This window comes from Streptomyces sp. NPDC007971, assembly GCF_042958635.1.
Lineage (GTDB): Bacteria > Actinomycetota > Actinomycetes > Streptomycetales > Streptomycetaceae > Streptomyces.
In genome coordinates, this window is sequence record NZ_JBIBJK010000015.1 from 1 (window position 1) to 26,982 (window position 26,982).

The 26,982-nt window shown below is 68.4% G+C and carries 30 protein-coding genes and 6 pseudogenes; 17 read left to right on the forward strand and 19 right to left on the reverse strand.

Annotated features, from left to right (window positions below; translation table 11 throughout):
- Positions 1 to 136: 136 nt before the first annotated feature.
- Positions 137 to 631: a winged helix-turn-helix domain-containing protein gene (locus ACFZCP_RS28885; RefSeq protein WP_391432196.1), complete on the forward strand. Its 495-nt coding sequence runs from the start codon at positions 137 to 139 to the stop codon at positions 629 to 631.
- A 99-nt stretch (positions 632 to 730) separates the two neighbouring features.
- On the opposite strand, the gene ACFZCP_RS28890 is transcribed toward ACFZCP_RS28885, so the two are convergent.
- Together ACFZCP_RS28890 and ACFZCP_RS28895 are read right to left on the reverse strand one after the other, a co-directional pair.
- Complete coding sequence (locus ACFZCP_RS28890) at positions 731 to 1,288, reverse strand: transposase (protein ID WP_391432200.1); 558 nt, start codon at positions 1,286 to 1,288, stop codon at positions 731 to 733.
- A 106-nt stretch (positions 1,289 to 1,394) separates the two neighbouring features.
- Positions 1,395 to 1,847: pseudogene (locus ACFZCP_RS28895) on the reverse strand (transposase); the annotation flags it as partial.
- A 113-nt stretch (positions 1,848 to 1,960) separates the two neighbouring features.
- Here ACFZCP_RS28895 and ACFZCP_RS28900 point away from each other — a divergent pair.
- Complete coding sequence (locus ACFZCP_RS28900) at positions 1,961 to 2,410, forward strand: hypothetical protein (protein ID WP_362685783.1); 450 nt, start codon at positions 1,961 to 1,963, stop codon at positions 2,408 to 2,410.
- On the opposite strand, the gene ACFZCP_RS28905 is transcribed toward ACFZCP_RS28900, so the two are convergent.
- A complete protein-coding gene (locus ACFZCP_RS28905; protein WP_391432204.1) occupies positions 2,358 to 3,812 on the reverse strand; it encodes an ISL3 family transposase in 1,455 nt (484 codons plus the stop codon). The genes ACFZCP_RS28900 and ACFZCP_RS28905 overlap by 53 nt on opposite strands.
- Positions 3,813 to 4,182: 370 nt before the next feature.
- Here ACFZCP_RS28905 and ACFZCP_RS28910 point away from each other — a divergent pair, with 370 nt between their 5' ends.
- Positions 4,183 to 4,575 (forward strand): rodlin, encoded by a 393-nt coding sequence (locus tag ACFZCP_RS28910; RefSeq protein WP_391432207.1) that lies wholly within the window; start codon positions 4,183 to 4,185, stop codon positions 4,573 to 4,575.
- Between the two features lie 74 nt (positions 4,576 to 4,649).
- A pseudogene (locus ACFZCP_RS28915) lies at positions 4,650 to 5,231 on the forward strand (Tn3 family transposase); the annotation flags it as partial.
- Positions 5,232 to 5,370: 139 nt separating this feature from the next.
- On the opposite strand, the gene ACFZCP_RS28920 reads toward ACFZCP_RS28915, so the two are convergent.
- The 3 genes from ACFZCP_RS28920 to ACFZCP_RS28930 form a co-directional block, all read right to left on the reverse strand.
- Entirely contained in the window at positions 5,371 to 5,745 is a 375-nt protein-coding gene (locus ACFZCP_RS28920) for an SgcJ/EcaC family oxidoreductase (protein ID WP_362685792.1), read from the reverse strand.
- 41 nt (positions 5,746 to 5,786) lie between these two features.
- On the reverse strand, positions 5,787 to 6,503 hold the full coding sequence (locus ACFZCP_RS28925; RefSeq protein WP_391432212.1) for an SDR family oxidoreductase: 717 nt from the start codon (positions 6,501 to 6,503) through the stop codon (positions 5,787 to 5,789).
- Positions 6,504 to 6,688: 185 nt separating this feature from the next.
- On the reverse strand, positions 6,689 to 7,630 hold the full coding sequence (locus ACFZCP_RS28930; RefSeq protein WP_391432844.1) for a LysR family transcriptional regulator: 942 nt from the start codon (positions 7,628 to 7,630) through the stop codon (positions 6,689 to 6,691).
- A gap of 149 nt (positions 7,631 to 7,779) precedes the next feature.
- Here ACFZCP_RS28930 and ACFZCP_RS28935 point away from each other — a divergent pair, with 149 nt between their 5' ends.
- Together ACFZCP_RS28935 and ACFZCP_RS28940 are read left to right on the forward strand one after the other, a co-directional pair.
- A complete protein-coding gene (locus ACFZCP_RS28935) occupies positions 7,780 to 8,073 on the forward strand; it encodes a muconolactone Delta-isomerase family protein (RefSeq protein ID WP_391432215.1) in 294 nt (97 codons plus the stop codon).
- Positions 8,074 to 8,085: 12 nt separating this feature from the next.
- A pseudogene (locus ACFZCP_RS28940) lies at positions 8,086 to 8,334 on the forward strand (recombinase family protein); the annotation flags it as partial.
- A 51-nt stretch (positions 8,335 to 8,385) separates the two neighbouring features.
- On the opposite strand, the gene ACFZCP_RS28945 reads toward ACFZCP_RS28940, so the two are convergent.
- The 4 genes from ACFZCP_RS28945 to ACFZCP_RS28960 all read right to left on the reverse strand — a co-directional run bounded on the left by ACFZCP_RS28945 (position 8,386) and on the right by ACFZCP_RS28960 (position 11,200).
- The gene (locus ACFZCP_RS28945) at positions 8,386 to 8,823 is read right to left on the reverse strand and encodes a 4-oxalocrotonate tautomerase family protein (RefSeq protein WP_391432218.1); all 438 of its coding nucleotides are present in this window, start codon (positions 8,821 to 8,823) and stop codon (positions 8,386 to 8,388) included.
- A 62-nt stretch (positions 8,824 to 8,885) separates the two neighbouring features.
- A complete protein-coding gene (locus ACFZCP_RS28950; RefSeq protein WP_391432221.1) occupies positions 8,886 to 9,752 on the reverse strand; it encodes an NmrA family NAD(P)-binding protein in 867 nt (288 codons plus the stop codon).
- A 57-nt stretch (positions 9,753 to 9,809) separates the two neighbouring features.
- On the reverse strand, positions 9,810 to 10,538 hold the full coding sequence (locus ACFZCP_RS28955; RefSeq protein ID WP_391432224.1) for a glucose 1-dehydrogenase: 729 nt from the start codon (positions 10,536 to 10,538) through the stop codon (positions 9,810 to 9,812).
- Positions 10,539 to 10,663: 125 nt separating this feature from the next.
- Positions 10,664 to 11,200 carry a hypothetical protein gene (locus tag ACFZCP_RS28960; RefSeq protein WP_391432227.1) on the reverse strand — a complete coding sequence of 179 codons (537 nt, stop codon included), beginning with the start codon at positions 11,198 to 11,200 and terminating at the stop codon, positions 10,664 to 10,666.
- 159 nt (positions 11,201 to 11,359) lie between these two features.
- On the opposite strand from ACFZCP_RS28960, the gene ACFZCP_RS28965 reads away from it, so the two are divergent.
- On the forward strand, positions 11,360 to 11,962 hold the full coding sequence (locus tag ACFZCP_RS28965) for a TetR family transcriptional regulator (protein WP_391432230.1): 603 nt from the start codon (positions 11,360 to 11,362) through the stop codon (positions 11,960 to 11,962).
- Between the two features lie 168 nt (positions 11,963 to 12,130).
- On the opposite strand, the gene ACFZCP_RS28970 is transcribed toward ACFZCP_RS28965, so the two are convergent.
- The 4 genes from ACFZCP_RS28970 to ACFZCP_RS28985 form a co-directional block, all read right to left on the reverse strand.
- Positions 12,131 to 12,736: a TetR/AcrR family transcriptional regulator gene (locus ACFZCP_RS28970; RefSeq protein ID WP_362685811.1), complete on the reverse strand. Its 606-nt coding sequence runs from the start codon at positions 12,734 to 12,736 to the stop codon at positions 12,131 to 12,133.
- A 179-nt stretch (positions 12,737 to 12,915) separates the two neighbouring features.
- Positions 12,916 to 13,770 carry an alpha/beta hydrolase gene (locus ACFZCP_RS28975; protein ID WP_362685814.1) on the reverse strand — a complete coding sequence of 285 codons (855 nt, stop codon included), beginning with the start codon at positions 13,768 to 13,770 and terminating at the stop codon, positions 12,916 to 12,918.
- Between the two features lie 115 nt (positions 13,771 to 13,885).
- The gene (locus tag ACFZCP_RS28980) at positions 13,886 to 14,632 is read right to left on the reverse strand and encodes a glucose 1-dehydrogenase (protein ID WP_362685817.1); all 747 of its coding nucleotides are present in this window, start codon (positions 14,630 to 14,632) and stop codon (positions 13,886 to 13,888) included.
- Positions 14,633 to 14,662: 30 nt separating this feature from the next.
- Complete coding sequence (locus tag ACFZCP_RS28985; RefSeq protein WP_391432236.1) at positions 14,663 to 15,382, reverse strand: SDR family NAD(P)-dependent oxidoreductase; 720 nt, start codon at positions 15,380 to 15,382, stop codon at positions 14,663 to 14,665.
- Between the two features lie 199 nt (positions 15,383 to 15,581).
- On the opposite strand from ACFZCP_RS28985, the gene ACFZCP_RS28990 reads away from it, so the two are divergent.
- The 3 genes from ACFZCP_RS28990 to ACFZCP_RS29000 all read left to right on the forward strand — a co-directional run bounded on the left by ACFZCP_RS28990 (position 15,582) and on the right by ACFZCP_RS29000 (position 17,157).
- Positions 15,582 to 15,935 (forward strand): VOC family protein, encoded by a 354-nt coding sequence (locus ACFZCP_RS28990; RefSeq protein WP_391432239.1) that lies wholly within the window; start codon positions 15,582 to 15,584, stop codon positions 15,933 to 15,935.
- A 250-nt stretch (positions 15,936 to 16,185) separates the two neighbouring features.
- Entirely contained in the window at positions 16,186 to 16,665 is a 480-nt protein-coding gene (locus tag ACFZCP_RS28995; RefSeq protein ID WP_391432242.1) for a hypothetical protein, read from the forward strand.
- A gap of 6 nt (positions 16,666 to 16,671) precedes the next feature.
- A complete protein-coding gene (locus ACFZCP_RS29000) occupies positions 16,672 to 17,157 on the forward strand; it encodes a hypothetical protein (RefSeq protein ID WP_391432245.1) in 486 nt (161 codons plus the stop codon).
- 123 nt (positions 17,158 to 17,280) lie between these two features.
- On the opposite strand, the gene ACFZCP_RS29005 is transcribed toward ACFZCP_RS29000, so the two are convergent.
- The gene (locus tag ACFZCP_RS29005) at positions 17,281 to 17,913 is read right to left on the reverse strand and encodes a type III effector protein (protein WP_391432248.1); all 633 of its coding nucleotides are present in this window, start codon (positions 17,911 to 17,913) and stop codon (positions 17,281 to 17,283) included.
- A 128-nt stretch (positions 17,914 to 18,041) separates the two neighbouring features.
- On the opposite strand from ACFZCP_RS29005, the gene ACFZCP_RS29010 reads away from it, so the two are divergent.
- The 3 genes from ACFZCP_RS29010 (at position 18,042) to ACFZCP_RS29020 (ending at position 19,461) form a co-directional block, all read left to right on the forward strand.
- Positions 18,042 to 18,473, forward strand: a complete 432-nt coding sequence (locus ACFZCP_RS29010; protein WP_391432251.1) for an Hsp20 family protein — start codon at positions 18,042 to 18,044, stop codon at positions 18,471 to 18,473.
- A 99-nt stretch (positions 18,474 to 18,572) separates the two neighbouring features.
- The gene (locus tag ACFZCP_RS29015; protein ID WP_391432254.1) at positions 18,573 to 18,968 is read left to right on the forward strand and encodes a DUF2267 domain-containing protein; all 396 of its coding nucleotides are present in this window, start codon (positions 18,573 to 18,575) and stop codon (positions 18,966 to 18,968) included.
- Positions 18,969 to 19,023: 55 nt separating this feature from the next.
- On the forward strand, positions 19,024 to 19,461 hold the full coding sequence (locus ACFZCP_RS29020) for a DUF2267 domain-containing protein (protein WP_362685850.1): 438 nt from the start codon (positions 19,024 to 19,026) through the stop codon (positions 19,459 to 19,461).
- A gap of 243 nt (positions 19,462 to 19,704) precedes the next feature.
- Here ACFZCP_RS29020 and ACFZCP_RS29025 read toward each other — a convergent pair.
- Positions 19,705 to 20,524, reverse strand: a pseudogene (locus ACFZCP_RS29025) (IS5 family transposase).
- A gap of 50 nt (positions 20,525 to 20,574) precedes the next feature.
- Positions 20,575 to 20,755: pseudogene (locus ACFZCP_RS29030) on the reverse strand (transposase); the annotation flags it as partial.
- Positions 20,756 to 20,757: 2 nt separating this feature from the next.
- Here ACFZCP_RS29030 and ACFZCP_RS29035 point away from each other — a divergent pair.
- Positions 20,758 to 21,216: pseudogene (locus ACFZCP_RS29035) on the forward strand (hypothetical protein); the annotation flags it as partial.
- A 79-nt stretch (positions 21,217 to 21,295) separates the two neighbouring features.
- Here ACFZCP_RS29035 and ACFZCP_RS29040 read toward each other — a convergent pair.
- Together ACFZCP_RS29040 and ACFZCP_RS29045 are read right to left on the reverse strand one after the other, a co-directional pair.
- Positions 21,296 to 21,961, reverse strand: a complete 666-nt coding sequence (locus tag ACFZCP_RS29040; protein ID WP_391432257.1) for a hypothetical protein — start codon at positions 21,959 to 21,961, stop codon at positions 21,296 to 21,298.
- Positions 21,962 to 22,007: 46 nt separating this feature from the next.
- On the reverse strand, positions 22,008 to 22,712 hold the full coding sequence (locus ACFZCP_RS29045) for a hypothetical protein (protein WP_362685856.1): 705 nt from the start codon (positions 22,710 to 22,712) through the stop codon (positions 22,008 to 22,010).
- Positions 22,713 to 23,017: 305 nt separating this feature from the next.
- On the opposite strand from ACFZCP_RS29045, the gene ACFZCP_RS29050 reads away from it, so the two are divergent.
- Genes ACFZCP_RS29050 through ACFZCP_RS29060 form a run of 3 tightly spaced genes read left to right on the forward strand, consistent with a single transcriptional unit; the run spans position 23,018 to position 26,913 of the window.
- Positions 23,018 to 25,549, forward strand: a complete 2,532-nt coding sequence (locus ACFZCP_RS29050) for a CHAT domain-containing protein (RefSeq protein ID WP_391432261.1) — start codon at positions 23,018 to 23,020, stop codon at positions 25,547 to 25,549.
- A gap of 23 nt (positions 25,550 to 25,572) precedes the next feature.
- Positions 25,573 to 25,980: a hypothetical protein gene (locus ACFZCP_RS29055; protein WP_362685862.1), complete on the forward strand. Its 408-nt coding sequence runs from the start codon at positions 25,573 to 25,575 to the stop codon at positions 25,978 to 25,980.
- 12 nt (positions 25,981 to 25,992) lie between these two features.
- Complete coding sequence (locus ACFZCP_RS29060; RefSeq protein WP_362685865.1) at positions 25,993 to 26,913, forward strand: hypothetical protein; 921 nt, start codon at positions 25,993 to 25,995, stop codon at positions 26,911 to 26,913.
- The last annotated feature ends 69 nt before the right edge of the window (positions 26,914 to 26,982 follow it).

Sequence of the window (26,982 nt, forward strand, 5' to 3'; positions counted from 1 at the left end):
GCACAACCTCGCCCTCGCCGGATAGGCAAGCGGGCCGCACTGCGGCCAACCATGCCCGAGACGTCTCGGAGATCATTTACGGGACAACCCTTAGGGCGACGAACGGTGATCCAGCTGGTGGGTGTATCCCGGTGTGATGCGGTATCCCGATGGGGGCGGTCTGACCGCGAAGCAGCGGGCTCAGCGGGAACAAGTGCGGTTCTTGGCCGCCGAGTTATTCGTGCAGGGGGCGGCGCCGCCGCAAGTCGCCCGGCGGTTACAGGTCTCCCGCAAGTCCACGTATGCCTGGCACGCTCGCTGGCTGGAGGGCGGCATGGACGCCTTGCGGTCCAAGGGACCGTCGGGCAGGCCGTCACGGATGAAGCCCGACTGGCGGGTGTGGCTGGCCGCAGAGCTGGCGAAGGGGCCAGCCGCGCATGGCTGGGCGGAGGACCAGCGACGGACGCTTGCCCGCATCGCCAGGGTGATCGCGCGGCGTTTTCACGTGCGGTTCAGCCCGGCGCAGACCTGGCGCATCCTGCGCCAGATGGGCTGGACGGCGCAGGTCCCCGTGCGCCGGGCGGCCGAACGCGACGAGGACGCGGTGGCTACGTGGATCAAGGAGACGTGGCCGCGGGTGGAAAGACGGTGAGGAGCCAGGACGCATGGCTGTGCTTCGCGGACGAATCGGGACAGCAGCTGCGGCCGCCGAAGGCACCGACCTGGTCCCGACGCGGTCACACGACAGCCCCTATGAGCGGGGTCCTGACTGTAGCTGTCTGACCAGGTGGAAGACCTCCCGGGCCGCGTACCGTTTGAGGCAACGGACGATTTCGCGTCGGGTCTTGCCCTCCTTGATGCGTCGCTCGTAGTAGTCCTGGGCGCGCGGGTCGACCCGCAGGCGGGTGAACACGATGCGATGCAGCGCAGCATTGGCCTGCCGGTCGCCGCCGCGGTTGAGACGACGGTACTGCCGGCGTCCCGAGGAACGCTCGACCGGACTGACCCCGCACAAGGCAGCGAACGACGCCTCACTGCCCAGCCGTTCCGGGTTGTCCCCCACCGCGATCAGCAGAGCGACGGCCGTGTCAGGACCGATCCCCACCACCTCAAGCAGTTGCGGGGCATGACATTCCACGAGCCGGGCCAGACGAGCGTCCACATCCCGGATCTGCTCGGAGAGCTGGCCGATCCGGGATGCCAGCAGACCCAGCGTGATCCGAGTCGCCTGCAGCACTGACTCTTCGCTGACCTCCTCGCGACAGCTCACCCTCAGCGAACCGCGCACAGGTCCGGAAGAGTTCGGCATTGCCCAGTCCGGCCAGCTCTTCCCGCAAGGCGGGATCGGCAGTGATCAGGACGGGCTTGAGCTGATTGATGGCCTGCGTGCGGGCCTTGACGGCCGACACCTTCGTGAGTTTGTACATCCTGGCGATCTGCACCGGCCCGTGGCCCGCTTTGGCCCGGGCTCGGGCCCGCCCGCTCAATACGGCTCGCGCCGCGTTCTCGGCATCGAGCGGATCCGATTTGCCGCGCCGACGCCGATCTGCCCGGTCCATCCGATTCACGTCAAACACATCTATGCCCTGCGCCAGCAGATAGCGGGACAGGGACGCTCCGAAGGAGCCGGTGCCCTCCACCCCGGCCCGCTTCACGGCTCCCGACTTTCTGGCCCACTTCAGCAGATCGCAGTACCCGGCTGCGGTGGCCGGGAACGCGTCGGTGGCAAGCACAGTCCCCGTCACGGAGAGCACCGCAGCCACATGCGCATCCCGGTGCGTGTCCACTCCCAAAACCACCTCCCCCAAAGGACGGCGGCGACGGGCCCGCGGAGCAGGCGACGTACTCGGCACGGTCGAACTGGACATGCCCGGTCCGATGACGTTGATGAGGATCTGCGGAAACGGCTCTGTCCGCAGTTCCGTGAACAGGCGCAGTGGCCAGTGAGTGGTGTCCCTCACCGTGTCAGTAGGCTCGCGATGTGACGGATCACGGCATTGAGTTTCCGGTCTTCCGACTTCATGTCGTGCCAGCGGTCCTCGCCCTTGCGAGTCCCTCGTGGCAGCGCGATGTCTGGCTGCGGCAGGAGGAGTTCGAGGACCTGGACTACGTGGTCACCGTTCTGTTCGACGACTTCTGCAACGCAGACGATCCCGCGCCGTGGCTGGGCAAGAGCCTGCGGACGAAGGAGGAAGTCGCGCTCATGAAGGAGCTGGGCAAGGTCTACTCGACCGTGCAGGAAGAAGTAGGTCGTGGTGCCCCGGACGAGGTCTATCTAGACGCTCCAGCCTGGGGCACCGTGATCGCAGTCGCGGGCAGGTTGGCTCAGGTGATGGTCACCAATGACCTCCAGGCTGCGGCTCTCCTGCATGAACAGCTCAACCTTCCTCCCCACCGGAAGCCCGCTGAAGGGGCATCGACGGCTGAGTGAGGATGCGAGTGCGGAGGAGTCCGAACGAGGCTCGGCCATACATAGCCCTCTTGAGCGTTTTAACCCTATTTACGTGTCCCTCGACGACGCCGGAGCTCCAGGGCAGGGTGAGTCCGGCGGTGACGGGGTCGAGGTCCTGGCGGAGGAAGCCGGCGAAGCCCTTCATGGACTTCGGTGCGTCCTGGCCGGCCTGCCGGATCCACTCCAGCAGGAGGTATCCGTGCTGGTGGCGGACCAAGTCGGCGAACGCCCGAGCGAGGTCGCAGGCCCGGGTGATGTCCGGGCAGGCGAGACGGACCTGAAGGAGGCGCTCGTTTTGGCTGTCGGTGAGGGTCTCGCGGGGCCGCATGATCCAGGAGGTGATCTTGCGCGGGCTGGGGATGTCTGCCCGAACCGGTTCTGCGGTGCCCGCGCGAAGGGCGGCGAGGTGTTTGCGGACGACCTGGCGGCTGCCCCGGTAGCCGCGGGCCTGGATCTCCAGGAACAGCCGGGTGCCGCTGACCTGGCCTTGTGCCTCGGCGAAGCGGGCGTTGAGGTATGCCTTGAACGGCTCCAGGACACCGTTGGGGCGGCGTTCGCGAGCAGAGGCGAGCAGCTGGTCGAGGCTGGTGTCGCGGAAGCGACGGACGGTCTTGCGGTCGAGGTTCAGGCGTCGGGCGATCGCGCTGATCGTCCAGCGTTTCTCCAGCAGGCGGTGGATGTCCTCGTAGCGGTGGCGGGTGCGCTCGATGATCTGTGTGCGGGGCAGTTCCGTGGGCGGCAACAGCATCGGGGTCGCCTCGGGCACTTCGGCTACTTCGGCCGCCGACTCCTCCTCGGCTCGTTTGCGAAGGCAGTCGCGGTGCTGGTGGCAGGTCTTCTCCACCGCGGCGGACAGGTTCTGTAACAGGTGCCATCTATCGGCGACTTCGAGGGCGTTGGGGGCGGCTTCCCTGACCGCCTTGGTGTAGGCGGTCGCCCGGTCCCGGCAGATGATCTCCGCGCCGGGATGGTCCTTGAGCCAGGCCGCGAACGTCTCGGAGGTACGGTCGGGTAGTACGTCCACGACCCGGCCGGCCTCGACGTCGACCAGCACGGTGCCGTAGGTACAGCCTTTGCGGAAGGCGAACTCGTCCACCCCCAGCACTCGCGGGGCACCGTCCGGCACTGCCGGTGCCGTCAGCAGCCTGAACAGCCGCGTCCGGCCCGCGGTCAGCCGCAGGCGGCGGCACAGCCGTGCGGTGGGACGGCCGCCCAGCTCGATCGCGATCGACCGCAGCCAGCCCGCCAGCCCGGTGCTGGAACGGCGGTACCGCTCGGACAGACCCGGAACCTGCTCCACGAAGGTCGTGCGGGAACAGCTCCTGCGGTCGCAGAAGTACCGGCGCACCCGCAGCTGGACGACGACCCTGTGTGAGCCCAACGGCCGTTCATCCAAAACAATCGTCCGCCTCGGCCAAGCCGTAAGAGGGCTGTCGACGACGGCAATGTCGCCGTCGTCGACACACGCCTGCGTCCGCTGGCTTCGTTGATTTCCAGGAACAGCGTTTGTCGACGGTTTCCGGAGGCGGTTGGTGATCAACTGGCTCGTGAATGTCGAGGAGAAATGACGGCACTGACGTGGCCGGGTGTTGAGGAACATTGGCGCGAAGACCGGCGCCTGTGCGGCTCTGCTCGATGCGGCCCCGTCACCCACTCAGGCGAATCCCTCGCGAAGGCAGCACAACGCCTCACCTCCCGCGAAAAAATGATCAACGACATGCGGCGGTAGCCGTCCCTCAGAAGGAGCGATCATGATTCGCAAGGCCGCAGTATCCGCCTCCGTCGCCCTCGCCCTGCTTGCGGCCGCGCCGGCCGCTGCCTGGGCGGACCCGAGCGATGGCCCCCGCGGCAATGCCTCAAAGACCGGCTACGGCAACACCAAGACGGGCGGCCAGGAGAGCCCGCAGATGAGCTTCATCCAGGGCACGCTGAACAAGCCGTGTCTCGGGATCGGGAAGCTCGGCGTTCAGTCGGTCCTCGCCCTCATCAACGTCGGCGTGCAGGACGTCCCCATCCTCTCCTCGCAGCAACAGCAGCAGTGCACCGACAACAGCACCATCAACGACGGCGACGACCCTCTGTCACACATCCTGGACGAGATCCCGGTCCTCTCCGGCGACGGATCCGGGAACGGCGGCCTCTGAGGCTGGCCCGACCTTGGATCGGGGTGCCTCCCAAACCCACCGACAAGTGACGTCACTACTGCTCGATAAAGCCAAACACGGCGAAGCGGAAGACGGAGAAGGAGCGTTTGTCGACGCTGCCGCAGTTGGAGAAGGCTTCGCGCACGCTCGCGCGGGCGGCGAAGGTGCTGTTCGAGGAGCTGGAGCTGGTCGAGGAGCACGGTGCGGACCTGGACGTGGCCGCGTTGTGGGCGGCGGTGGAGGAAGTCACCCCGCGTGCCGCTGTGCTGACCGCTGCGGCCACGGTGGTGTCGCTGGTGCCCGAGGACGAGAACTCGGCCGAGATCGCCATGCGGGCAGCGCTCGCGAACCGGTACGCCACGGTCCGGCCGTTCCTGACGCTGCTGGGCGAGTCGAAGGCGCTGGACGCGGCGAGCGCCGGGAAGCGGGTGCTGGCCGGGGTGCGCGGTCTTCCGGCGCTGGCCCGGCGGAAGGTGGGCGTCAAGCTGCTGCTGCCGCGCGAGGTGGACGACAAGCTCGTGCCGCCGGCCTGGCGTAAGGCCGTCCACGCCAACCTCGACCTGCCGCAGGGCGTGGTGGACCGGGACGCGCACGTGGTGTGCGTGCTGGAGCAGCTGCACCGGGCCCTGAACAACCGCGACGTCTTCGCCTCGCCGGGCGGGGCCATGATGATCGCGGCGTGTTCGCTGGGCACGGACGTGGAGCGGGTACCGGCACTTGGGATGTCCATGGCGCCGTCGGGCACCTGTTCGGGTCCGACGGTCCAGGCGGAGCGCATGCGGCTGTGGGCGGTGGTCACGCCAGGTGGGACACCTGGTAGTGGGCGATGGCCCAGCCGCGGTCCGTCCGCTGGAGCAGGATGCCGAGGTTGACGGTGAGGGTGGGGCGGTCGGTGAAGGAGAAGTCGACGGTGAGGTAGCCGAGGATCAGGTTGTCGGCCGGGCGCCGGGCCTCCAGAACGCGGTAGTCGGCCCTCAGGCCGAGGGGCTGTGCGTCGTAGTAGGCGGCGATGCCGGGGCGGCCGACGGTGTAGGGGTGCAAGCCCTGGAAGACCGCGTCCTCGGTGAAGTGGGCGGCGACCTGGTCGGGCTGGTGCTGGTCGACGGCGTCCCTCCAGCCGTCGAGGACGCTGCGCAGGATCTTCTCGTCGTCCGTGGTGGTGTGGCGCATGGCGGTTCTCCCGGAGGTCGGGGGGGACGGGGTGGTCGTGTTCAGTGGCCGGCGCTCATGCCGCCGTCGACGTGGAGGATCTCGCCAGTGACGAAGGGCGCGTTCTCCAGGTAGAGGACGGCGTCGACGATGTCGGAGATCTCGCCCATGCGGCCGACGGGGTGCAGGCCGTCGAGGAACTGGTGGGTCTCGGGGGCGTGCATCGGGGTGCGGATGGTGCCGGGGGAGACGGCGTTGGCGCGGATGCGGCGGGTGGCGTACTCGATGGCGAGGGACTTGGTGGCGGACTGCAGGCCGCCCTTGGTCAGCGAGGCGAGTACGGAGGGGACGCGGGCGTCGGCGTTGTCGACGAGGCTCGTGGTGATGTTGACGATGTGCCCGCCACCCTGGGCTAGCATCTGGCCGACGGCGAGCTGGGTGAGGCGGAAGAACCCGGTCAGGTTCACGCCGAGCACGGCGGCGTAGTCCTCTTCGGTGTAGTCGGTGAACGGCTTGGCGACGAAGACGCCGGCGTTGTTGACCAGGGTGTCGATCCGGCCGAAGCGTTCGACGGCGGCAGAGACGAGGCGGTCGGCGGTGGCCGGGTCGGCGATGTCCCCGGGGACGGTCAGCAAGCCCGCGTCTTCGGCGGGGGCGATGGTGCGCGAGGTGGCGACGACGGCGTGGCCGAGCTTGCGGTAGGCGTCGACCAGAGCGGCGCCGATGCCCTGAGAGGCCCCGGTGATGACGGCAACCTTCTGCTGTGCGAGCATGTTCATGACACTTCTCCTGGGGTGCGGGCGAGCACGAGTACGTGCTCAGGGAGTGGATTCTTCGACCTCGGCTCCGGCCGCCGGTCGACTCCTCGACAGTAGGCAGCACGCCCGGCACCGGGCAATGCCGAACCGGCCCCGTCCCGGGACCGGGTTCCTCCCTGATGGAAGGCCCAGGCTTCCAGCGCTGGTCAGCCCCTCTGGCCGGGCTCCTGCTGGTATGGGTCGCCGGCCGGCAGCCAGACGTCGGGCCCGCGCAGTCCGAGATCGCCGACGCCGTCGCAGAGTGCGTCGACCACGGCGAGCACCCCGGGGCGCTCCTCGTCCGCGCGCCGAACCAGCGACCAGGTCCAGTACACCTGCGGTCCCGTCACCGGGCGGTGGACCAGGTCGGGAGGGACCACGGCGGTCTGGCCCTTCGGTGAGTTCAGGACCGGCCGGCCGAGGCGCCTGACGTGGTCGAAGAACGCGGGGCCGGTCACGCCGCCGTCCGAGATCCGCTCCGCCCGGGCACCTGTGTCCTGGGACAGCTCCTGCGCGTAGTCGTTCCACGACGACCAGGAAGTGGCGTCCCCGTCCAGCAACACGGCGGTGTCCTGGGCATGCACCGGACCTGTACCGGCCCCAGGCGATACGGCGTAGAGCCGGTCGGCACCGACCAGACGCGCCGTCAGCCCGAGTCGCTCCAGGTCCTCCTGGCGCACCCAGCACACCGCGAGGTCGAGGCTGCCGTCGGCGACCCGGGACGCCTGGGTGTGGGACGGCGCGACCCACGCGTCCACGTGGACCCTCGCCGCTCCCGCCGTACGGGCGGCGAGATCGGGTGGCAGCCAGTTGACGTAGCCCAGGCGCACCGGTTGCGAGCCGGCCAGCCGCCCCGCCCGGACCTTGAGGTCATCGGCCCGGTCCAGCAGGAACCGCACGTGCGGCAGCAGCGCCGTGCCCGCTGCGGTCAGCGCCACCGAACGCCGGTCGCGGTCGAACAGCACCACCCCCAGGTCCCGCTCCAGCGCCTTGATCTGCTGGGACAGCGACGGCCCGGCGATCAGCAGCCGGGCGGCCGCCCGGCCGAAGTTCAGTTCCTCGGCGACCGCGACGAAGTACCGCAACTGGCGAAGCTCCACGCCCCTGATGCTACGTCCGGTAGGAGGCTCCGCCTATCACCAAGGAGCGTACCGGTCGTAGCGCCGGCACCGGCACCGGCACACGATGAGGACATGGCGCAGCCCGCAGCCCGAACCCCTGTGGGGCCGCCGCAGACCTCCGATGAGAGCAGAAGCTCATGAACGAGTACCTGGTCGAGATCACCACCACCATTCCCGAGGGCACCACGCCCGAAGAAGTCGACCGCCGCCGCACCTCCGAGACCGCCCGCGCCCGCGAACTGGCCGCCGACGGCCACCTGGCACGCCTGTGGAGGCCAGTCGGCGAACTGCGCAGCATCGGCATCTGGCGTGCCACCGACGAGGACGAACTCCACGACAACGTTCTCGGAACCCTGCCGCTCCGCCCGTGGATGACCATCACGGTCACCGCACTCGAACCCCATCCCAACGACCCCGGCCCGATCTCCTGACCACCGGTCGGCACCGCCCGCCAGGACCTCGTCTTGGACGAGGCCGGGATCGAGGACCCGCTCGTCTTCGAGGAAGACCCCGGCACCTCCAGCCGCCTCCACCCGCTTCAGCGCCCGAAGTTCCGCGAACTGCTCACCTACGCGCGGCCCGGCGACACCATGCACATCTCCGAGATGTTCCGCCTCGTACGCGGCAACCAGCACATCCTCGACGTCCTCCACCGCGACCACCTGGCCCTGCGCATCCACGACGGCGCGTTTCCCCGCTGCCCGCAGCACGGGACCGGAACTGTTCCGTCCCAATGATCCGATTCAGCTGAGCTCTTCCAGAGCGCTGGTGTAGTCGCGTAGCCAGTCGGTGTGGCCGCCGATGCCCCAGTCGTCGCGGTCGAGTTCGTTGATCGTCACCCAGACTCGACGAAGGTTCTCGGGAGTGCGCTCGCTGTTCTCGATCCGCATGATGATCTCGGTGAAGTCGCGGATGATGCCCTGCTTGCCCAGGGCGTCGAGGCGTCCGCTCAGGATGCGCACCTCGATGAAGTAGAACGGCTTCTCGTGATCCGGGCTGCCGCCGATATAGTCGGCGTCGGCTGCGACCTCGTAGACCCAGCCCTTCATAATCTTGCGAGCCGCGGGCGCCTCGGGCACCTTTTCCCAGAACATGAGCGCGTCTGTCAGGCGGGCCATGGTCTCGTGGCGCTGCTCGGTGGTGAGTGCGCCTTCTCGCACGGTCATGTTGATGAAGGGCATGACAGCCTCCTCAGACGTCGTGCAGCGCCTTCAGCAGGCCCTGGTCGCGCCGGCGCCGGACGCTACTTTGTGAATTGGGTGGCGTTCTCGGTGAGGAACTCCTCGACGGTCCGCGGCTCGCGGCCGAGCAGTTCCTTCAAGGTGGTGGAGACCGCTTGGAGCGCGCCGGCTTCAGCGGCGGTGTCCAGGCTGACGAACAGCTCCGTGTACCACTTCGCGAGCCCGGCGCCGAGTAGTGCCGAGCGACGCTCGTCCGCCGACACCGGGACGTAGCGGATCTCGCGGCCGAGGATCTTGCTCAGTAGCGCCGCCGCCTCGGGGAAGGTGTACGCGTCGGGGCCCGACCAGTCGTGCGTCCTGCCGTGCAGCGTGGGGTCGCGGAGCACCAGGGCGGCCGCCTCGGAGACGTCGCGGATGTCGATGTAGGCCACCCGGCCGGTGGGTGCCGCGCCGACCCAGCCGTTGTGAGCCGCCACCGATTCGGCCGCGTAGAGAAGGTTGTCGGTGAAGCTGACTGGGCGCAGCAGCGTGTGGGAGAGTCCCGAGGCGGCGAGGTGGTCCTCGATCTCGGCGTGCTGCCGTCCCGGGAGCAAGGCCGAGTCGTGGCTGGCGGCGACGCTCGACAGCTTGACCACGTGCGGACGGTCCGCCTTGGCCGCGGCGTCAATGATTGCCTTCTCCAGACGCACCTGGTCAGGGTTGCCTCCGATGGTGAGGAAGGTGACGTCAACGCCGTTGAAAGCCTTGGCGAGAACGGCACCGTCGTCGAAGGCGCCGTCGACGATCTCAATGCCGTCGAGGTCCGAGAAGGCCGACTGGGCCTTCTCGCGGTTACGGACGAGAACGCGGACGTCTTCGCCAGCGGCCCGGAGGTGCCGCACGACGCCCGAACTGGTCCTGCCGGTCGCCGCGGTAACGAGGAAGGTCATGGGATCACCTGTCCGAGAGGAGAAGGGAACGGTCGGCACGGCGCCGCCGTTGCGGTATCAGATTTGCGCTCTGCCGCCATCGATGAACAGTTCGATTCCCGTGACGAAGCTGGAGTCATCTGACGCCAGGAAAAGCGCCGCCTTGGCAACTTCGTCGGGCTGTCCCATGCGGCCCATCGGAATAGTGGACGCAATCTTCGCGATGGCGTCCTGAGGTTGCATCGCAACAAGTGGCGTTTCGATCGGGCCAGGACTGAGGACGTTGGAGCGGATACGGCGATCCTTCAGTTCCACGGTCCATCCTCGAACGAAATTCCGGATGGCGGCCTTGCTTGCGCCGTAGACCGAGAATTCCGGGGTCCCCTTGACGCTCGCAACAGAGCCCGTGAGGATGACAGACGCGCCCTCGTTCAATAGCGGCAGAGCCTTTTGTACCGTGAAAAAGGCCCCCTTCACGTTGATGTTGAAAATCTTGTCGAAATGCGCTTCCGTGGCATCTTCCAGTGAAGCGAACTCACCTAGACCGGCATTGGCAAAGACGATATCGATTCGCCCCTTCGCCTTGACGGTCTCGTAGAGGCGATCCAGGTCGGCCAGTTCGGCGACGTCACCCTGAACGCCGGATACGGTGCCTCCGATCTCCTTCACAGCGTCATCGAGTTGTTTCTGGCGGCGGCCAGTGATGAAGACATAGGCACCCTCTTCGACGAAGAGCTTTGCTGTGGCCAGCCCGATCCCCTCGGTGCCGCCGGTGATGACCGCTACTTTTCCCTGCAACTTGCCCATGGTCACTACTCCCGATAGTGGTACATGCAGTTGATCGGAGGGCTCGGTTTATCCCGGACGCCGCACATCTCAGTTCCGGAGAGTTCAGCTGGAGCCGCTGCAGCCGCGCCCAATGGCGAATCGAATCACCAAGCCGAGATTCCGCGCCAAGTCCTGGAACCCGTAAGGTCCAGCCTGTCGGCGGCTATCTGGCGGCCAGGAACTCCCAGGGAAATGGCCGGATTGCCGGCTGCCGGGCTGCGTCCGTGCGGCGTTACTGGCCGGAGGTCGGGCGGGAACCGGTCGCCGGACATCAGCAGGCCGCTGAGGGACTCGGCGCCGGGCGCCTCGTCCTGCAGGACGTCCCGGTGCTCGGCGAGTTTGCCGTTCTCGATGCGCACAACGTAGGCCGCCACCGAAGCGGCGGGGCTGCCGGTGCCGGCGAAGCGGCCGCAGAGCACGACGTGGTCGCGATCGGCGAGTACGAGTTCATGCTCGTAGCGCAGCATGTCGGACAGGGATCGGATCAGGTCAAGCGGGCCCGCACGCCCTGGTGCGATGTGCGCGCCGTGCTGGGCGTAGCGCTCGGGCCAGAAGTCTCCGGCGGCGGCACGGTCGCGCTCGCTGAACAGCGTGTCGAATGCCTTCAGTGCCAGCGTCTTGTTCTGTTCGCATGCAGTCATGCCGGCCTCCACTGGGTAACCGATGCGCCCCCGCCACCATCACAATGTCGGTCAACATTGTTCTACGCCCGTCGTGGCGCCCTGTCAATGACGACCGACATTGAGATCTTCGGCCCGGCTCGCTAGAGTCCCCTCAAGAGCTGGACTTGGGGGAAGACAGTGGGTGTCTCGAAGCAGAAGGCAGCGGAGAACCGAGAAGCGATCATCGCCGCCGCGGACTCCCTGTTCCGTGAGCGCGGCGTCGACGCCGTCGGCCTCGTTGAGCTGATGGCCGCGGCCGGATTGACGCGCGGCGGCTTCTACAACCACTTCGCCTCGAAGGACGCGCTCGTCGCCGCGGTCGTCACCAAGGCCATGGCGGACGGTTTCGGTAACCTCGACGAAGCCATCACGGCATCCCAGGCTCGCGGCAGCGACCCGCTCGCAGAACAAATCGACTGGTACCTGTCACCCGAACACCGCGCCGACATCGAGCACGGCTGCCCGAACACGGGCTTCGCCGGCGACGTCCGCCGACTGGACCCGGCCGGCCGCGCTCGCTACGCGCAGGGCCTGGCGGCGAACCTCGACCGCTTCGCACAGATCGTCCAAGCACCCGGACTCGAGGAAGGCGAGCGGCGAGCGCGGGCCATCGCACTGTTCAGCGAGATGGCCGGGGCCCTGCTTCTGTCACGCGCCGTCGCCGACGCCGACCCCGCCCTTGCCGACGAAATCCTCGACAGCGCGCGCACCGACCTGCACAACCGCACCAGTACCGCGTAAGGCCGCGATAGGTGGTCTTCTCGCGGTGTTTCATCCGTGAATGGGCGATGGGTGCGGACGTCAGGATCCGTCGGTGCTTCCACCGCCCAGCGTTTCGAGGCCGGAGTGAATTCCCTCGGGCGCCTCGGTTGAGCTGGTCCTCTGCGGGGGCTTCGGCGTCTCACCGGATTACTGCCCGGCGTCGACCAGTTCCTTGTCCTTGACTGCAGCGTCGAACAGCGCTGCGGCTGCCGCGCGGGCGGTCGTCGCCGCGGACGGGTCGCGGTCCATCCGCGCCGAGACGCCCGCGCCGTCGTACAGAAGGTGCAGCTGCCGCGCCAGGCCCTCGGCGTCGGTGACGCCGGCCTCCCGCGCCAGATCCGTGAACATGGTCCGCACCCACAGCCGGTAGCGGTCCGCAGCGCACTCGACGGGGCTGCCGTGCCGCGCCTCCGCACTGGCCGTCATGTGCGCACAGCCGTTGAAGTCGGGTTCGGTGAACAGCTGGCCTTGTGCGTCGAAGACTCCGAGCAGGCGCTCACGTGGCGTCCGGAATCGGGTCAGGGCGCGTTCGACCTGGTCACGGGTGTTGGCGTGGCGGGCGTCGAGGTATGCCTGGACCAGTTCCTCTTTGCTGCCGAACAGGTTGTAGAGGGATGCCTTGGCCACGCCGGCCCTCTGTACGATGCGGTCGATGCCGACGCTCTGCACGCCCTCGCTGTAGAACAGCTCGTCGGCGGCGGCCAGCAGACGTTCACGCACGGACGGCTTCGAGGCGTTGGCCTTGGTGGGCATGGTGACTTCCTTCTTCCAGACTGGCGGTCCAGTCTACGGCTCGGCGCGGGGCTCATTCGGCTCCTACCCCGTGCAACAAGGCCAGACAGACCTGTCTTCCCTCGCTGACGAGCAGAGGCGGTCACCGTGCTCCGGCGACCGCCTCTGCTCTGCGGGGCCGTCTACCTGGCCGCCATGTCCTAGCGGTCGAGGAAGAGCTTGGTGTGGGTGACGAACCGCTCGGGGTACTGGAAGTGGGCGCCGTGGTTGGCATCCGGGTAGATGATCAGCTCGGCGTCCGGGAGGAACTGCTGGAGGATGTACGAGTTGATCGTCGGGATGATGATGTCGTCGGTGCCGTTGACCACCAGGACCGGGATCCTGATGTTCTTCAGGACCGAATACGCGGGGTCCTTCGTGGCGCCGTAGGTGTGGATGGCGGTGCCCTGGCCGGCGTAGACCTGCTCGCCGAACGGGGAGGCGTCGCGGTCCTTGCGGGCCACGATCCGCTCGACGTATGCGCGGCCCAGCTTCTGGCTGGTCTCGGTCGGCGCGAAGAGGACCGGGAGCCACATGTCTTCCTGCCGGGGCAGCTTGACGGTGAACAGTGCGGCGGTCTCCGCCGGCGTCTCACCAATGCCCACGCCGCCGCGCGGGCCGGTGCCGACCAGCACGAGCTTGCGGGCCAGGTCGGGGCGCTGGATGGCGACCTGCTGGGCGACCAGGCCGCCCATGGAGTGGCCGACCAGGTCCACGCTCGTCAGCCCGAGGGCGCCGATGAAGCTGCCCGCGTCGGTGGCCATCTGCTCGATGGTGTCCGGGACGACGCCGCTGGTGGAGGCCACTCCGGTGTTGTTGAACAGGATGACCTCGCGGTCGGCGGCGAATCCGTCGCTGATCGCCGGGTCGTGGTCGTCGAGGTTGCCGATGAAGTGCTGGAAGAACACGACCGGTGTCCGGCCGGCGGCTGTGTTGCCGAAGCGCCGGTAGGCGAAACGGATGCCGCCGGCCTCGACGAACTGGGTCGGGGCGGTGTCGTGGGTGTGATCGGGCACGGTGGCCCTTCTCCTAGGATCAGCGTGTGGGGGGAGGTGGGTGGGCCGGGCGGCGGTTTCGGCGGCCGCACGTCGGCCGTCCGGGTGCACAGGGAAGCTCTGCACCCGGAGCTGATCAGTTGGCGGTGTGGCCGCCGTCGACGTTGAGGATGTGGCCGGTGATGTACGACGCGTCGTCCGACGCGATGAACACGATCGCGGCGGCAAGCTCCTCAGGGAGCCCGAGGCGATCGAGCGGAACCTCGCTCACCAGGGCCGCCTTGTTCTGCGGTGTGCCGGTGAAGCGGGTCAGCATGCCGGTGTCCGTGGGGCCGGGGGCCACGCCGTTGACGCGGATTCCCGAGGCTGCGACCTCCAGGGCCACCGACTTGGTGATGCCTTCGACGGCGTGCTTGCTGCCGACGTAGACGGAGGCCCCGGCCGCGCCCTCGTGCCCGTAGGTCGAGGAGATGTTGACGATGCTGCCGCTGCCCTGTCCCTGCATGACGCGGACCTGGTGCTTCATGCTCAGGAGCACGCCCAGGACGTTCGTGTCGAACGTCGCGTTGTACGTTTCCGCGCTCTGGTCGGTGATCGGGCTGGGCCGGCCTTCGGTGCCGGCGTTGTTCACCGCGACATCCAGACGGCCGAACCGGGTCACGGTCTCGTCGACCATGGTGCGCACGTCGTCCTCGTTGCGGACGTCGGCGTTGATGAACTCGGCCCACGAGCCGAGCGCGCGCAATTCCTCGACCAGGGCCTTGCCGGCCTCATCGCGGCGTCCGGTGACGACCACGTTCGCGCCCTGCTTGGCGAAGGCGACGGCGGCGGCGCGGCCGATGCCGGTGAGGGCACCGGTGATCAATACGACGGGGTTGTCCATTGCTTTGCTCGGTTTCTGTAGCGGTGGGGGTCAGACGGCGGTGCGTCCGCCATCGACGGGGATGACGACGCCGGTGATGTAGCCGGCGGCCGGCGAGGCCAGGAACGCGATGACGTCTCCGATCTCCTCGGCCTCTGCCGTGCGGGCCAGGAGCGTGGTCTTGCCCAGGGCCGTGAGGTTCTCCCTGGAGGAGCCGCCGGTGTAGACCGGTCCGGGGGCGACGGTGATGACCCGCACACCCCGCGGGCTGTACTCGGCGGCCCAGGAACGGGTCAGCGAAGTGAGCGCGGCCTTGGTGGCGCTGTAGGCGGCACCGCCCGGCAGGCCGACCTGCCCGGCCATGCTGCCCAGGTTGATCACGACGCCGTCGCCGCGCTCGGCCATCGCCGGTGCGATGGCGGCCGTGAGGTAGTAGGCGCTGCGCACGTTGGCGTCGAACAGCGCGTCGTAGGTGTCGGGCTCCAGGTCGGCGGTGGGGCCGAACCAGGAGAACCCGGCGTTGTTGACGAGAACGTCGATGTCCCCGGCCGTGACCGCAAGCTGCCTGACGTCACCGACATCGGCGAGGTCGGCGGCGAGGAACTCGGCGCTGCCGCCTGCGCTCTCGATCTCCTTGACCACTGCGGCTCCGCGCTCGGCGTCGCGTCCGTGGATCAGGACCTTGAATCCGTCCCGAGCGAGCTTCAGCGCTGCGGCCCGGCCGATGCCAGACGTCGCGCCGGTCACCAGGGCTGTCTGCGTCTCGGACATGATCGCAACTCCTCTAGCTTTAGTTAGACCGGTCTGTCTTCCTTCGCCATCCAGCTAAACAGGTCAGTCTGGTCTCGTCAACTCGACCAGGCTGTTCAGGAATTTTATCTGCGGTTTGACACCTCCGGAAGGCGCTCCTACGGTTGCAGCACTCAGTGAACAGACTGGTCTAATCACTTTTCAGTGCAGGGAGCAGTGCATGAGTAGCACCTTCTTCGGCGCGTCGTTCGACGCCACCGACGCCGTACGCGCGGCACAGTTCTGGGCCGCGGTTCTGGACCGCACAGTCGCCGACGGGGCAGATGAGCACGACGCCGTGGTGGAAGCCGGTGATCCCGGCAGCGGACCACGACTGGCCTTCCACAAGGTGCCGGAGGCCAAGAGCGTCAAGAACCGGTTCCACCCGGATCTGATCACCGGGGACTACGAGGGCGAGAGCGAGCGTCTGCTCGCTCTCGGGGCTACCAAGCTCCACGAAGTCGTGCGCGGCGGCGCCCGGTGGACCACGTTCGCCGACATCGAGGGCAACGAGTTCGACCTCATCTCCGGCTAGACCACCCACCACCAGGAATTGAGGAGAAGACCATGACGACGACATGGGAACCCGAGATCCCCGGTCCCAACCATCCGATCACCATCAAGCCCACCGGCGTGCGGGTCGTGGCACGCGCGGTGGCGAGCCGGACCGGCCACCACGGCCACTCGGGGAGCTGTCGTCCGCGCCGATCGACCATATCGTCGCGCTCGCAGCCGGGGAGTTCACCGACGTCAGCCGCAACGCCCCGGCGTACTACAAGTACGGCATGCGCCGCCTGCCGCAGCAGCTGGCCGCCGCTACGGGGCAGATCTGGCAGGAACGATGGGAGGCGGCCGGCCTGAACCAGCCCGGCCGGGCCGTCGCCGACCTCGCAGACGGCGACCCCAAGTGGCGCAGTCGGCTCGCCCGGGCTGCCGGGATCGCCCTCGCCATGCGGATGATCCAGCCGACCGAGGACGCCTTCCGGGCGACCAACCCTCCCCAGTACACCGAGAAGTTCCTGGCCCTCAGCCGTGATCCGCTCCTGGAGGAGTTCCGCTCTCGGCTGCAACGGCGCCCCGTCAGCGCCGACGGGCGCAAGAGCGCGATCCGGCATCTGTGCCGGGCCCTGACCGTCTACGGGATTGCTCTGGCCGACCTGACCCCGGGCGCGCTCGTGCACTACGCCAATGCCCATCCCGGATGCGGGATCGCCGCCGCCTGGCCGCTGTTGCGCGACATGGGCGTCCTGCCTGCCGGGGTCTAGCAGACCTTGCGGGACGCCAGGATCCGGCGGCCGCCAGTCGTCGACGACCTGGTCGACCGCCACCAGCTGCGCAACCGCGAGATCCGCGACCTGCTGGTCGACCACATCCGCCGCCGCGCCGTCGGGGTCGACCACGGCACGCTGGACAACCTGGTCCGCAACCTGGTCCGGTACTTCTGGAAGATCGTCGAAGAGATCAAGCCGGACCAGGCCGACTTGGGGCTGAGCGAAGAGATCGTCCAAACCTTGAAAGAACGGCTGCTCGTCCGCCAGGACGGCAAGCCCCGTCAACGCATCGACGGCCCGTTCCTTGCCGTCCGCGCCTTCTACCTGGACGACCTGCAGACCTGGTTCGCGGCCGAGCCCGAACGCTCGGGCCGCTGGGTGGCTCCCTGCCCGATCCGGGACGCCGATCTGCGCTGGTTCCACATCCGCCGGCGCCGCCTGCAGGAGCGGTGCGCGGTGAGGTGGAAGGGCTCGACCTCACCCTGAGGTTCCTGGCCAGCAAGCGCGCCCAGGCCCACCGGGCCGCCGCGACGGCCAGTGTGGACCTGGGCATGCCACCACGGCCCGGGGCGCGAGCAGGGACGGAACAGAGCACCGGAACGGGTGGGCTCAGGGGTGTGTGAGGGTGTCGAGTTGTGCAGCGAGGTCGGGGTGTGTGGTGGCCAGGTGGGGGCGGGTGGCGTTGAGGGGGCGGATGAGCTCGGCGGGATCGTCGTAGGCAAGGGCCGCGTGGAGCTGGCTGAGCGGGAGGCGGGCCGTGGTGGGCAGGTCGGTGAGGGCGGCGATCTGGCCGGCGATGCGGCGCAGGTCGGCAGCGTTGCGGCGGGCCCAGTTGGCGTTGGTGCGTTCAGCGGCGCGGCGTTCGCGGGTGGCCTGGACGCGTTGTTCGCCAGTGGTTCCGGCGGGACCGGGGCGGCCGCGCAGGTAGCGGCGTTCGGCGGCCTGGCGGCTGGCGACGCCGAGGGGCTGGGCGAGGTCGGCCCAGCTGGCCCCCGCGCCACGGGCGGTTTCGATCAGGCCGGTCTCCCATCCGGCGAGCTGCTCGCGCACCTGCCGCAGCAGCATGAGGGAGGCCAGCGCCTGCTCCGGCCCGGGACCAGGTGCATCCGGGGTGTCCGGGGACTCTCGCTTGGCGTCGCGCAGGGCGTCGTCTATGGCGCGCAGGGCCGCCGCGGCGGCGAGGAACGACGCCGGGCTGTGGGCATTCGTGCTGGTCGTGGTCGGCTGGTCGGCTGCGGTCACGGACACCTCCCTCTTGTTGTCATCACGTAGACGACACCGTGTTTGTCATCCATTGGATGACATGTTACAACGGTGTCAGTGAGGCGCATTGGCAGCAACTGCCTGAACCTGCTGGAGGTGTTTTCACGATGTTGATGCGCACTGACCCCTTCCGTGAGCTGGACCGGCTGGCGCAGCAGCTGATGGCCCCAGGCACCTGGTCCCGCCCGTCGGCGATGCCGATGGACGCCTACCGCGAGGGCGACGAGTATGTGGTGGCCTTCGACCTTCCGGGCGTCACCGCGGACGCGATCGACATCGACGTCGAGCGGAACATGCTCACCGTCAAGGCCGAGCGGCGGCCGGTGGCGAAGACCGACGGCGTGCAGATGGAGCTGTCCGAGCGGCCGCTGGGTGTCTTCTCCCGCCAGATCGTGCTCGCCGACACCCTCGACACCGAGCACATCCAGGCCGACTACGACGCGGGCGTGCTCACTCTGCGCATCCCGATCGCCGAGCGCGCCAAGCCCCGCAAGATCTCCATCGGCGTCGGATCCGGCCGCAAGGAGATCTCCGGCTGACACCGGCCGGACGTGTGCGGAGGGCGGGCACCTGATCTCCCCCTCACCCCGCTCTCCGCACCCCTGTGGGCAGTCCGATGAAGAAGGGGGGCAGCCGAGATGACTCTGCGACGCGAAGCGTTCCTCGGCCACGTGAAGGAACGCGGCGAGTACGACTCTGCGGAGGAAGCCGAGCGTGCGGCCCGTGTGGTACTTGCCCTCCTCGGCGCGCACCTGGTCGGCGACGTCCGCGCCCAGCTCGCGGCGTGCCTGCCGGAGGCGTTCGCCCTGATCCTGCTCAACCCGCTGCAGAGCGCCGAGCCGCTGCCCCCGGAGCGGTTCCTCCGCGCAACCGCCGCATGGATCGAAGGCGCCACCGAGCAGACCGCAGCCTGGGACGTCAGTGCCGTGCTGTCGACCGTCGCCGACGCCGCCGGCGAAGACCTGCTGGGCCAGATCCTGCTCCAGCTCCCCATCGGCTACGACCTGCTCTTCGGCCGCCCCCAGCCCACCTGACCATCCCGTCCCCGGTGCCCGAACACCGGCCACAGCAAGAAAGGCAACCACCCCCGTGATCTCCGACCGGCACGCACCGTCCCAGCAGCCGTACGGGACGGCATACGAGCAGATGCTGGAGAAGGTCCGCTACGAGGGCGCCTACCCCACCCTCGAGAGAGCCGACGAAGCCGTCCGCCTGGTTCTTGCCGGACTGGGGCGCCATCTGACCGGCGACGAACGCGTCGACCTGGCCGGCTGCCTGCCCTTGGAAGCCGCACGCGTACTGACCGCGCAGATCCCCGACCGCCAGCCGCTGACCGGCTGGTCCTTCGTCAAGGACCTCGCCGCCCGCACCGGCGCCTCCCTGGCCACCACCCGCTGGGACACCGGCTCCGTCTTCTCCGCCGTCGCCGCATACGCCGGCCCCGACCTGATCACCCGCATCCTCCACCAGCTCCCCACCGGCTACGCCCTGCTGTTCGGCCGCGCCGAACTCGCCACGGCCGCGTAGACGACGACGTGCGTACGGGCGGGCGCGACGACCACCGCGTCACTGTCCGCCCTGCGCCCCCGAGGCGTCGCCTTCCTGGCCGGGGCCCCGGCCCCAGGGGCTCTTTGACGCATATCTGGGTTACACACCCACCACGTCCGTCGTGGCGGGATACTCATCCCAGGTCCGGCCATCGAGCAGGCGGTCGCCAGCTTTTGGGGTCAGCCCACCGACCTGCTTGAAGAACAGTACTCAGACCGAGTCCTATGTGGTGAGGCGGATGTAGCGCTTGTAGCAGCAGAGTGCGGCTGCGAGCCCTGGAAAGCCCAGGCAGTTGCGAGGGTTTCCCTCGTAGCGGGGGCTGAGCCGCCGGTAGCCGGACAGCCACGGCATGGTGCGCTCGATCACCCAACGGTGACGCCCCAGACGCTCGCTGGATTCGATGCCCTTGCGGGCGATGCGTACGCCGATCCGCTTGCCGCGAACCCATCTACGCAGGTCGGGCTGGTACTACGCTTTGTCGGCGTGGAGCTTGCGGGGCTTGTAATGTCGGCCCCGATCGGGGTCGTGTCCCGATCGGAGCCCGGCGATCATGGGCTTCAGTCCTTGGCTGTCGTGGGTGTTGCCACTTGAGATGCCGACCACGAGAGGCAGTCCCGACCGGTCGGACATGACATGCATCTTGGAACCCGGCCTAGCGCGGTCCACGGGACTCGGACCTGTGTGTTCGCCCCTTTTTTTTCGCGCGCACGTGCGCTGTGTCGAGGACGACGCGGGTGACGTCGATGAGGCCGGCGTGGTCAAGCCGGTGCAAGGCGGCCTCGTGGAGCCGGCCCCAGACACCAGCCCTGGACCAGATCAGAAGACGGCGGTGGGCGGTCGACTTCGAGATGCCGAAGCAGGGCGGCAAAGCCCGCCAGGCGCAGCCACGGACCAACACGTAGATGATGGCCGCGAACAGCGTCTCATCAAGCGTGTCCTGAGTTCCGCCCCCCTGTGGCCGCACCTTCGATGGCGGCATCAACGGCTCCGCGATCTCCCACAGCCCGTCCGGAACAATCCAACTCCACTCACCCCGCCCCATAACCGACTCAACGAGCCAGCACCACATAGGACACGGTGTTAGAGATCACCTCATTTGGCGAGTCTGCGGTAGCAGATGAGGGTGCAGGCGATGCTGGTTGAAGGCGAGGAAATGGCTGGCTTTGCGCTCGTAGCGCCGGTGTAGGCGCCGGCAGCCAGCGAGCCAGGCCATGGTGCGTTCGATGGTCCAACGGTGGTGGCCCAGCCGGTACGAAGTCTCGATGCCTTTTCGTCGGCGCCCTGCTGGCCCCGCCCGAGCGCCCTCCGCTGCCGGACTTCCCGGGCCCCTCCGCCCAGCTCGACGAGCTGCGCGCCGACTTCGCCCGGCTTCGCGACTACCTCGCGAACGTCGAGCTGCCGCCCGCGGCCTCCGGCCGCCTCACCGAGCTGACCGACCTACTGACAGCGCTCCTCGATCCCGGCTGGGTCGCCGAGGTCGTCGCCCAGGACCCGGAGGGCGTGCACGCGCTGTCCCGGGCCGTACGGTAGGACGTCCCCGAGGCGGTCGACAGGTTCGTACGGACCCCGTGGTGGACCCGCCTGGCTCCGGGCACGGAACCGTCCGAGCGCCACCCGGTGCGCCGGCTCGCCCTGCTCCAGAAGGAGCTGGGCCGCCTGTCGGCCGCCCTCCACGGCACCGAGGCGCGTCGGCAGGAGTCGCACACGCGGTACCTGGAGGACCGGTCCGGCTGAGACACAGGGACCGAGGTCCGGTCGCCAGTCCCCCTTTCGGTCCGGGGTCGGCGGGTGCGGAGGGACCGCGGTCGGCTGTTCAGGAGCCCTCTTCCCGCAGTCGTCTGATTTCTTCAGCCACTTCCGCCGACAGGAGATCGCTGCGCAGAGTGGCTATCTGCATGCGGTCGTCCTTGGCCACCTGTGCGGCCCGGGCATCGGCTCTCGCCTTGGCCGACTCCACCCACTCGGTGAGGTCCGTGCGGACTGTTTCCTCGAACTTTCTCATCCGGTCCGCGCTCTCCGCCATGGCGAGCTTTCTCTCGGCCGCCTGAAATCCCCGTTGCAGCGACTCCAATTCCCGCCGGATATCCGTAGAGAGATCGGTGACGAAGGTTTTGTATGCCTCTGCTTCCTCGAGCACCTCTTCCGCTTTCCGAAGTTCGCCTTTCAGGGCCTCTATGTCCTCGCGAAGATGCAAAGCCCTTCTCACGGCGGCCTCCGCACGGACCGCTCCGCCGGGGAGTTCCTTCTCCTGTTTGACTGCGAGGGAGGCGAGCCCGGTCAGCTTGCGTTGCTCGCGAGTGGCCCTCTCGATTTTCTGCCTGATGTCGTTGCACTCTACGAGCGCATCCAGAAGATACTCATCGGCCTGAGCGTGCCAGTGCTTCAAGTGCTCCACGACCGGCTGTTTCGCCGGTGCGCCGCCCCGGTCGGCCGTGTCCAGCGTGCGCAGAAGACGAATGATCTGATCAGCTGCAGCCACCGCATCTGTCAAACGGACCGGCAGCCTGCCACCTTGTTCCCTCATATCAGAATCCCGGGTTCTCCCACATGCGCTTGAGTAATTGCTGGATGGCCTCGGCGAGACTGAGCAGTTCCTGGCCGACGGTGTCCACGGGGGCGGGGTCCGAGTCGCCGACGGCCATCGCGAGGCCGAGGCTGTGGTGCAGTGCGTACGCCGCGTCGCGCAACTGGCAGAGGCGCTGACCGTGTTTCTCGAGGATGGCGCGGGGCTCGTCCGGGAGTTGGGCCCAACCGGGGTAGCCGTAGTGCATCGCCAGTGACGTCATCCTCACCGCCACCTCTCCGATCACCGCCCGGCTGCTCTCGACGCTCGCGTCGACCTTCTCGACGAACATGGCGGGTACGCCCGCCCGCTCCGCTACTCTGGCGCTGCGGGCAAGGGCAGTAATCCACTCGGCCGCCTGTGTCAGCGGAAGCCGGACAGGCCAGTTGGGTAACTGCTCGATGGCGGGGCCGAGTCCTGCCGGGTCGCCCCCTTCGGTCAGGCGTACTAATTCCGCGCCCACCCAGCTAGGGTCCGTCCGGCGCGCGAGTCGCTGAGCCTCTTCCGCGGCGACTTCCCTGTCCCGGGTCTTCTTTTTCCCCTCCTCGACCATCCACCAGATGATGAGCCCAATGATGATCAGGACCACCAATCCCATGAAGCCCCCCGGCAGCCCTCGATCGCGCGTGTGCGCACATAGTGCCAGGCATTCCTTCTCGCCGTCCATACAGTGCACGGCTTTTATCGCGCGCCCTGTACACCCTCGTCTTCCCACGGAACAATGCAGCCCGTCCGGCGGCAGCGGGAAGACCCCGGGAACGTCGGGCATCATGACAGCAGCGGACTGTCGTCCCTGAAACACAAGGGGAAGATGTGACACCAGGTCCTGCAGGGCCGAAATTATGGAGAGAATTCCTGAGAACTGGGGACCCCGCTGTCTTCGACCCGCTGATTTCCCGAACCTGGAAAACGGCGCGCGCCGGCGGAGTGCTGAGTGAGGATGAGCTCCGCGACCAGACGGTCCTTGGCCAGATGCTCACCGAGCGCTATCGCGAAACCGGCAATCTCGATGCGCTCACCGCTGCCATCGACATCTTCGACGCCATGGACGCGGCGACCGGCAGTTACCCCCTCCGCCCCGTCCTCCGGCAGGAACAGGCCGTACGGCTGCGTCATCGCGCGACGACCAGCGGCCAGAACCCGGATCTCGAACGCGCCATCTCGCTACTTGAGCACCTGCTCGAGGACGAGGCCGAGGGCACGTACATGTGGATGGTGCCCGCGTCGACGCTGGCCGTCTGCCTGGGCCAGCGCTTCCGGCGTCTGGGCTACATCGAGGACCTCGACCGGGCCATCGACCTGCACCAGAAAGTCCTGCGCGTACGACACTCGGACGCGATCGACGTCGCGGGCCACATGCTCAACCTGGGCACCAGTCTGCTCGCCCGGTGGCTGCTGCACCATCACCGGCAGGACCTCGACGATGCCATCGGTCTGCTGAGCACCGCCCTTCGGCAGTACTGCGGGCCACCTTCGGAGCTGCCCGGCTTCCTGGCCGATCTCGCGACCGCGCTCAGCTACCGAGCCGGGCTTCAGGACGGCGGCGAAGAGGACGCGCAGGCCGCCGAGCAGCTCTTCGCCGCCGCGTTGTCCGCCTGCTCCCGCGGCAGTTCGATCGAAGCCCTCGCGATCGCGGGGCTCTCGGAGATGATCGCGAGGCGCGCACGGAGCCGGACCGAGGCCCACGACATCGACGCCGACATCCGGCACATCTCCTCGCTGCACACCGCGGCCCGTCGCCACGTCAAGATCGCCGCGGATGTAAGTGCCCGTCTGGCCGAGGCGAAGGTCGCCCGTCACCGGTTGACGCGACGTACGGCGGACCTGGCCGACGCCGCTCGGGCCTATCGGCACTGCGTGGAGACGGACGCCGGAGATCCGGTCCGCCTGCTCACCACCGCGACCGACTGGGCGGAATGGGCGGAGTCCAGCGAGGCATGGGACAGCGCGGCGGAGGCCTTCGGCCATGTACTGACCGCCATCCGGGCCCTGGTGGCTCTGCAATACCGCCGCGCCGACAAAGAGACATGGATCGCCCGCGCGCCCTACCTCGCCGACCAGGCGGCCTACGCGTTCGCCTCCGTGGAGGCGAACGACCTGGAGGCGGCCGTCCGCGCGGCCGAGGAGGGCAGGGCACTGCTGATGCGTGAGGCGCTCCGCGAGAGGACGGAACCGGAGGCCTTGCGTCTGGCCGGGTACGAGAATCTCGCCGCTCTCCTCGAGCGCACGGAAAGACGTCTGACCCTGGCCCGCGCGTCCGGGTCGGCCGAGCAGCTGGCCGAGGCCGTGAGCGCTCATCGCGCCGCTCTCTCTGAAGCCCGCGCGACGGGTGCGTGCCAACCCGTAGCAGATCCTGTCGGGATCGGGGAGATCCGGGCTGCCGCGACGTGCAGCGGTACCGCTCTTGTGTACCTGCTGTCCGCACGAGGGGGCGGTATGGCACTGGTGGTGCCACCGGACGACGTCACGATCCACGAGGTGAGACTCCCCGAGGCCCGTCTCGACGAGGTGCGCCGTCGTGCGGAACACCACTTGCAGGGCTACGAGGCGTACAAACGCGACCGGTCCGCCGAAGCGGCCTGGTTGCGCGCCCTCGAAGAGCTCGGCGAGTGGTGCTGGACGGCGGTCATCGGCCCTGTCACGGAGGTGCTGCCGAAGGGCAGCCCACTGACACTGCTGCCGGGCGGTCCGCTGCGCTTCCTCCCCCTCCACATGGCACACACTCCCAAGGACGACCACGGCCGCAGCACCTACGCGGGGGACGACCGGTTGATCTGCTTCGCCCCGGGTGCCGCCGCACTGCTCGCCTCGGAGGAACCGGTGTCCCTGACATCGGTGACCCTGGTGTGTGCTCCGGGGACGCGGGCGCCTCTGCGCTACGCCCCGCTGGAGACGGACGAGGTGCACAAGCGCCACCCCCACGCCACGCGGCTCGACGGTGCGCGGGCCGGCACCGCGGAGACCCTGGCTCATCTCGCGCGTACGAGCCTCGTTCACCTGGCGTGCCACGCGACGGCGGATCTCCGCGAGCCGCTGAACGGCGGGCTGGAACTCACGGACGGCAGACTGAGGCTCCGGGACATTCTCCGGCAGCGCGGTGACGTCGGCGTCCTCGCCGTGCTGTCGGCGTGTGAGACGGCCATGACCGGTACGGCCCTGCCCAACGAGGCGATCGGCCTGCCGACTGGACTGCTCCAGGCGGGTTTCCGCGGGGTGATCGGCTCTCACTGGATCGTCGACGACATGAGCACCGCGCTGCTGATGGCCCGTTTCCACGATCTCCTGAACGAGGAGTGTCCTCACCCCGGTGAGGCCCTGCGCCAGGCCCAGCGGTGGCTTCGCGAGGCGACCAACGAGGAGATCAAGGCGACCTTTCCCGCATACCGGCGGGACACGACCACCATGTCGCCCTTGGCCCGCAGGCTCTGGAAGAAGGCACGCCCCTACTCCCATCCCTTCCACTGGTCATCGATGTCCTTCACCGGCTCCTGGCCGACGCGGTGAGGACGGCTACCGAGGAGGCACAGATGCCCATGGATCCGGCCCTGTTCGAGGCTGCCCGCGCGATTCGGCCCCATCTCCCGGATCTCCTGGGCGAGGACGCGGCCTCTTTCGACCGGCGGCTCGTCCAGCTGCTCGGCCGTGCGCAGGGCGGCGACGACGTGGACGAGGAGCTGGCCGACCTGCTCGCCGGCGCCCAGCCGGTGCTCGACTGGACGGCCCGGGTCCTGGAGGACGAGCACCACCGGCCCCCCGGGCTGCAAGGAGTTCACGGACGGCACGAGTACGCGGGTCCGCTCGGGAGTCACGGCGTCATCGACGCCGAGAAGTACATCTGCCCGGTGGACGGACTCTACGTGTGGTACCGGATGGGTCCCGGTGACCAGGTGCGGAAGTGCCCGGACCACCAGGGCGTCGACCTGGTCCCCGCATAGCGGGCGGGCGGCATGGTGGGAAAGTTCTGGGAAGCCGCGGGCAGCAAACTGGCCGAACGGTGGGCGGCGGTATCCGCCCCGGCACTGGTGTTCTGGCTGGGCGGAGTGCTGGCCTGGGCCCACAGCAGGGCCGGTCTGCGATCCCTCGACGCACCGGCCGCCCGGCTGGCCGACCTGTCCCTGCCCGTGCAGCTGGTGGCGCTGCTAACGGCGCTGACCGTCGTCGTGACGTCCGGCCTGCTCGTCCGGCGCTTGGCGGCGATGGCTCTGCGGGCCCTCTGCGCGGCTCACTGGCCGCGTCTCCTGAGGCCCGTCCGTGACCTTCTGGTGGAACGTCAGCGCCGCCGGCTGTCGGACGCACAGCAACGGTTCCAGCAGCTGAGCCCGGCGGTGCACGACGGTTCGGCGACCCCGGAACAGAACGCCGAACACGGTGCGCTCACCGCGCGCCTGCGTCGCTTTCCGAGTTCGGGTGACCCCTTGCCCACGCGGACCGGCAACATCCTCCGCGCGGCGGAGACCCGGCCCACGGACAAGTACGGGCTCGATGCCGTGGCGGTGTGGCCGCATCTGTGGCTGCTGCTGCCGGACACGCCACGGAAGGACATCGCCACCGCTCGGCTGTCGTTGGACGCTTCGACCGCGGCATGTGTGTGGGGACTGGCCTTCACGGCCTTCGCGCCCTGGACCCTGTGGGCCGTTCCCGTCGGACTCACCGTGGCCGTCGCCGCCCTCGCCGGCTGGGTCCCGGAGCGTGCGGAGACCTACGCGGACCTCGTCGAGGCGTCCTTCGACCTTCACCGGGGAGCCCTGTACGGACAGTTGCGCTGGCCCCTGCCCGGCAATCCGCAGGACGAACGCGTTCAGGGCCGCCGCGTCACCACCTACCTGGTGCGCGGTCTCAGCGGCAGCACCCCGCCCTTCACCCCGTGAGGGGCCGGGAACCGCACGCCATTGTTCCAGCAGCGCGTCGGCCACGGCCACCACCTCGGGGAACACGAC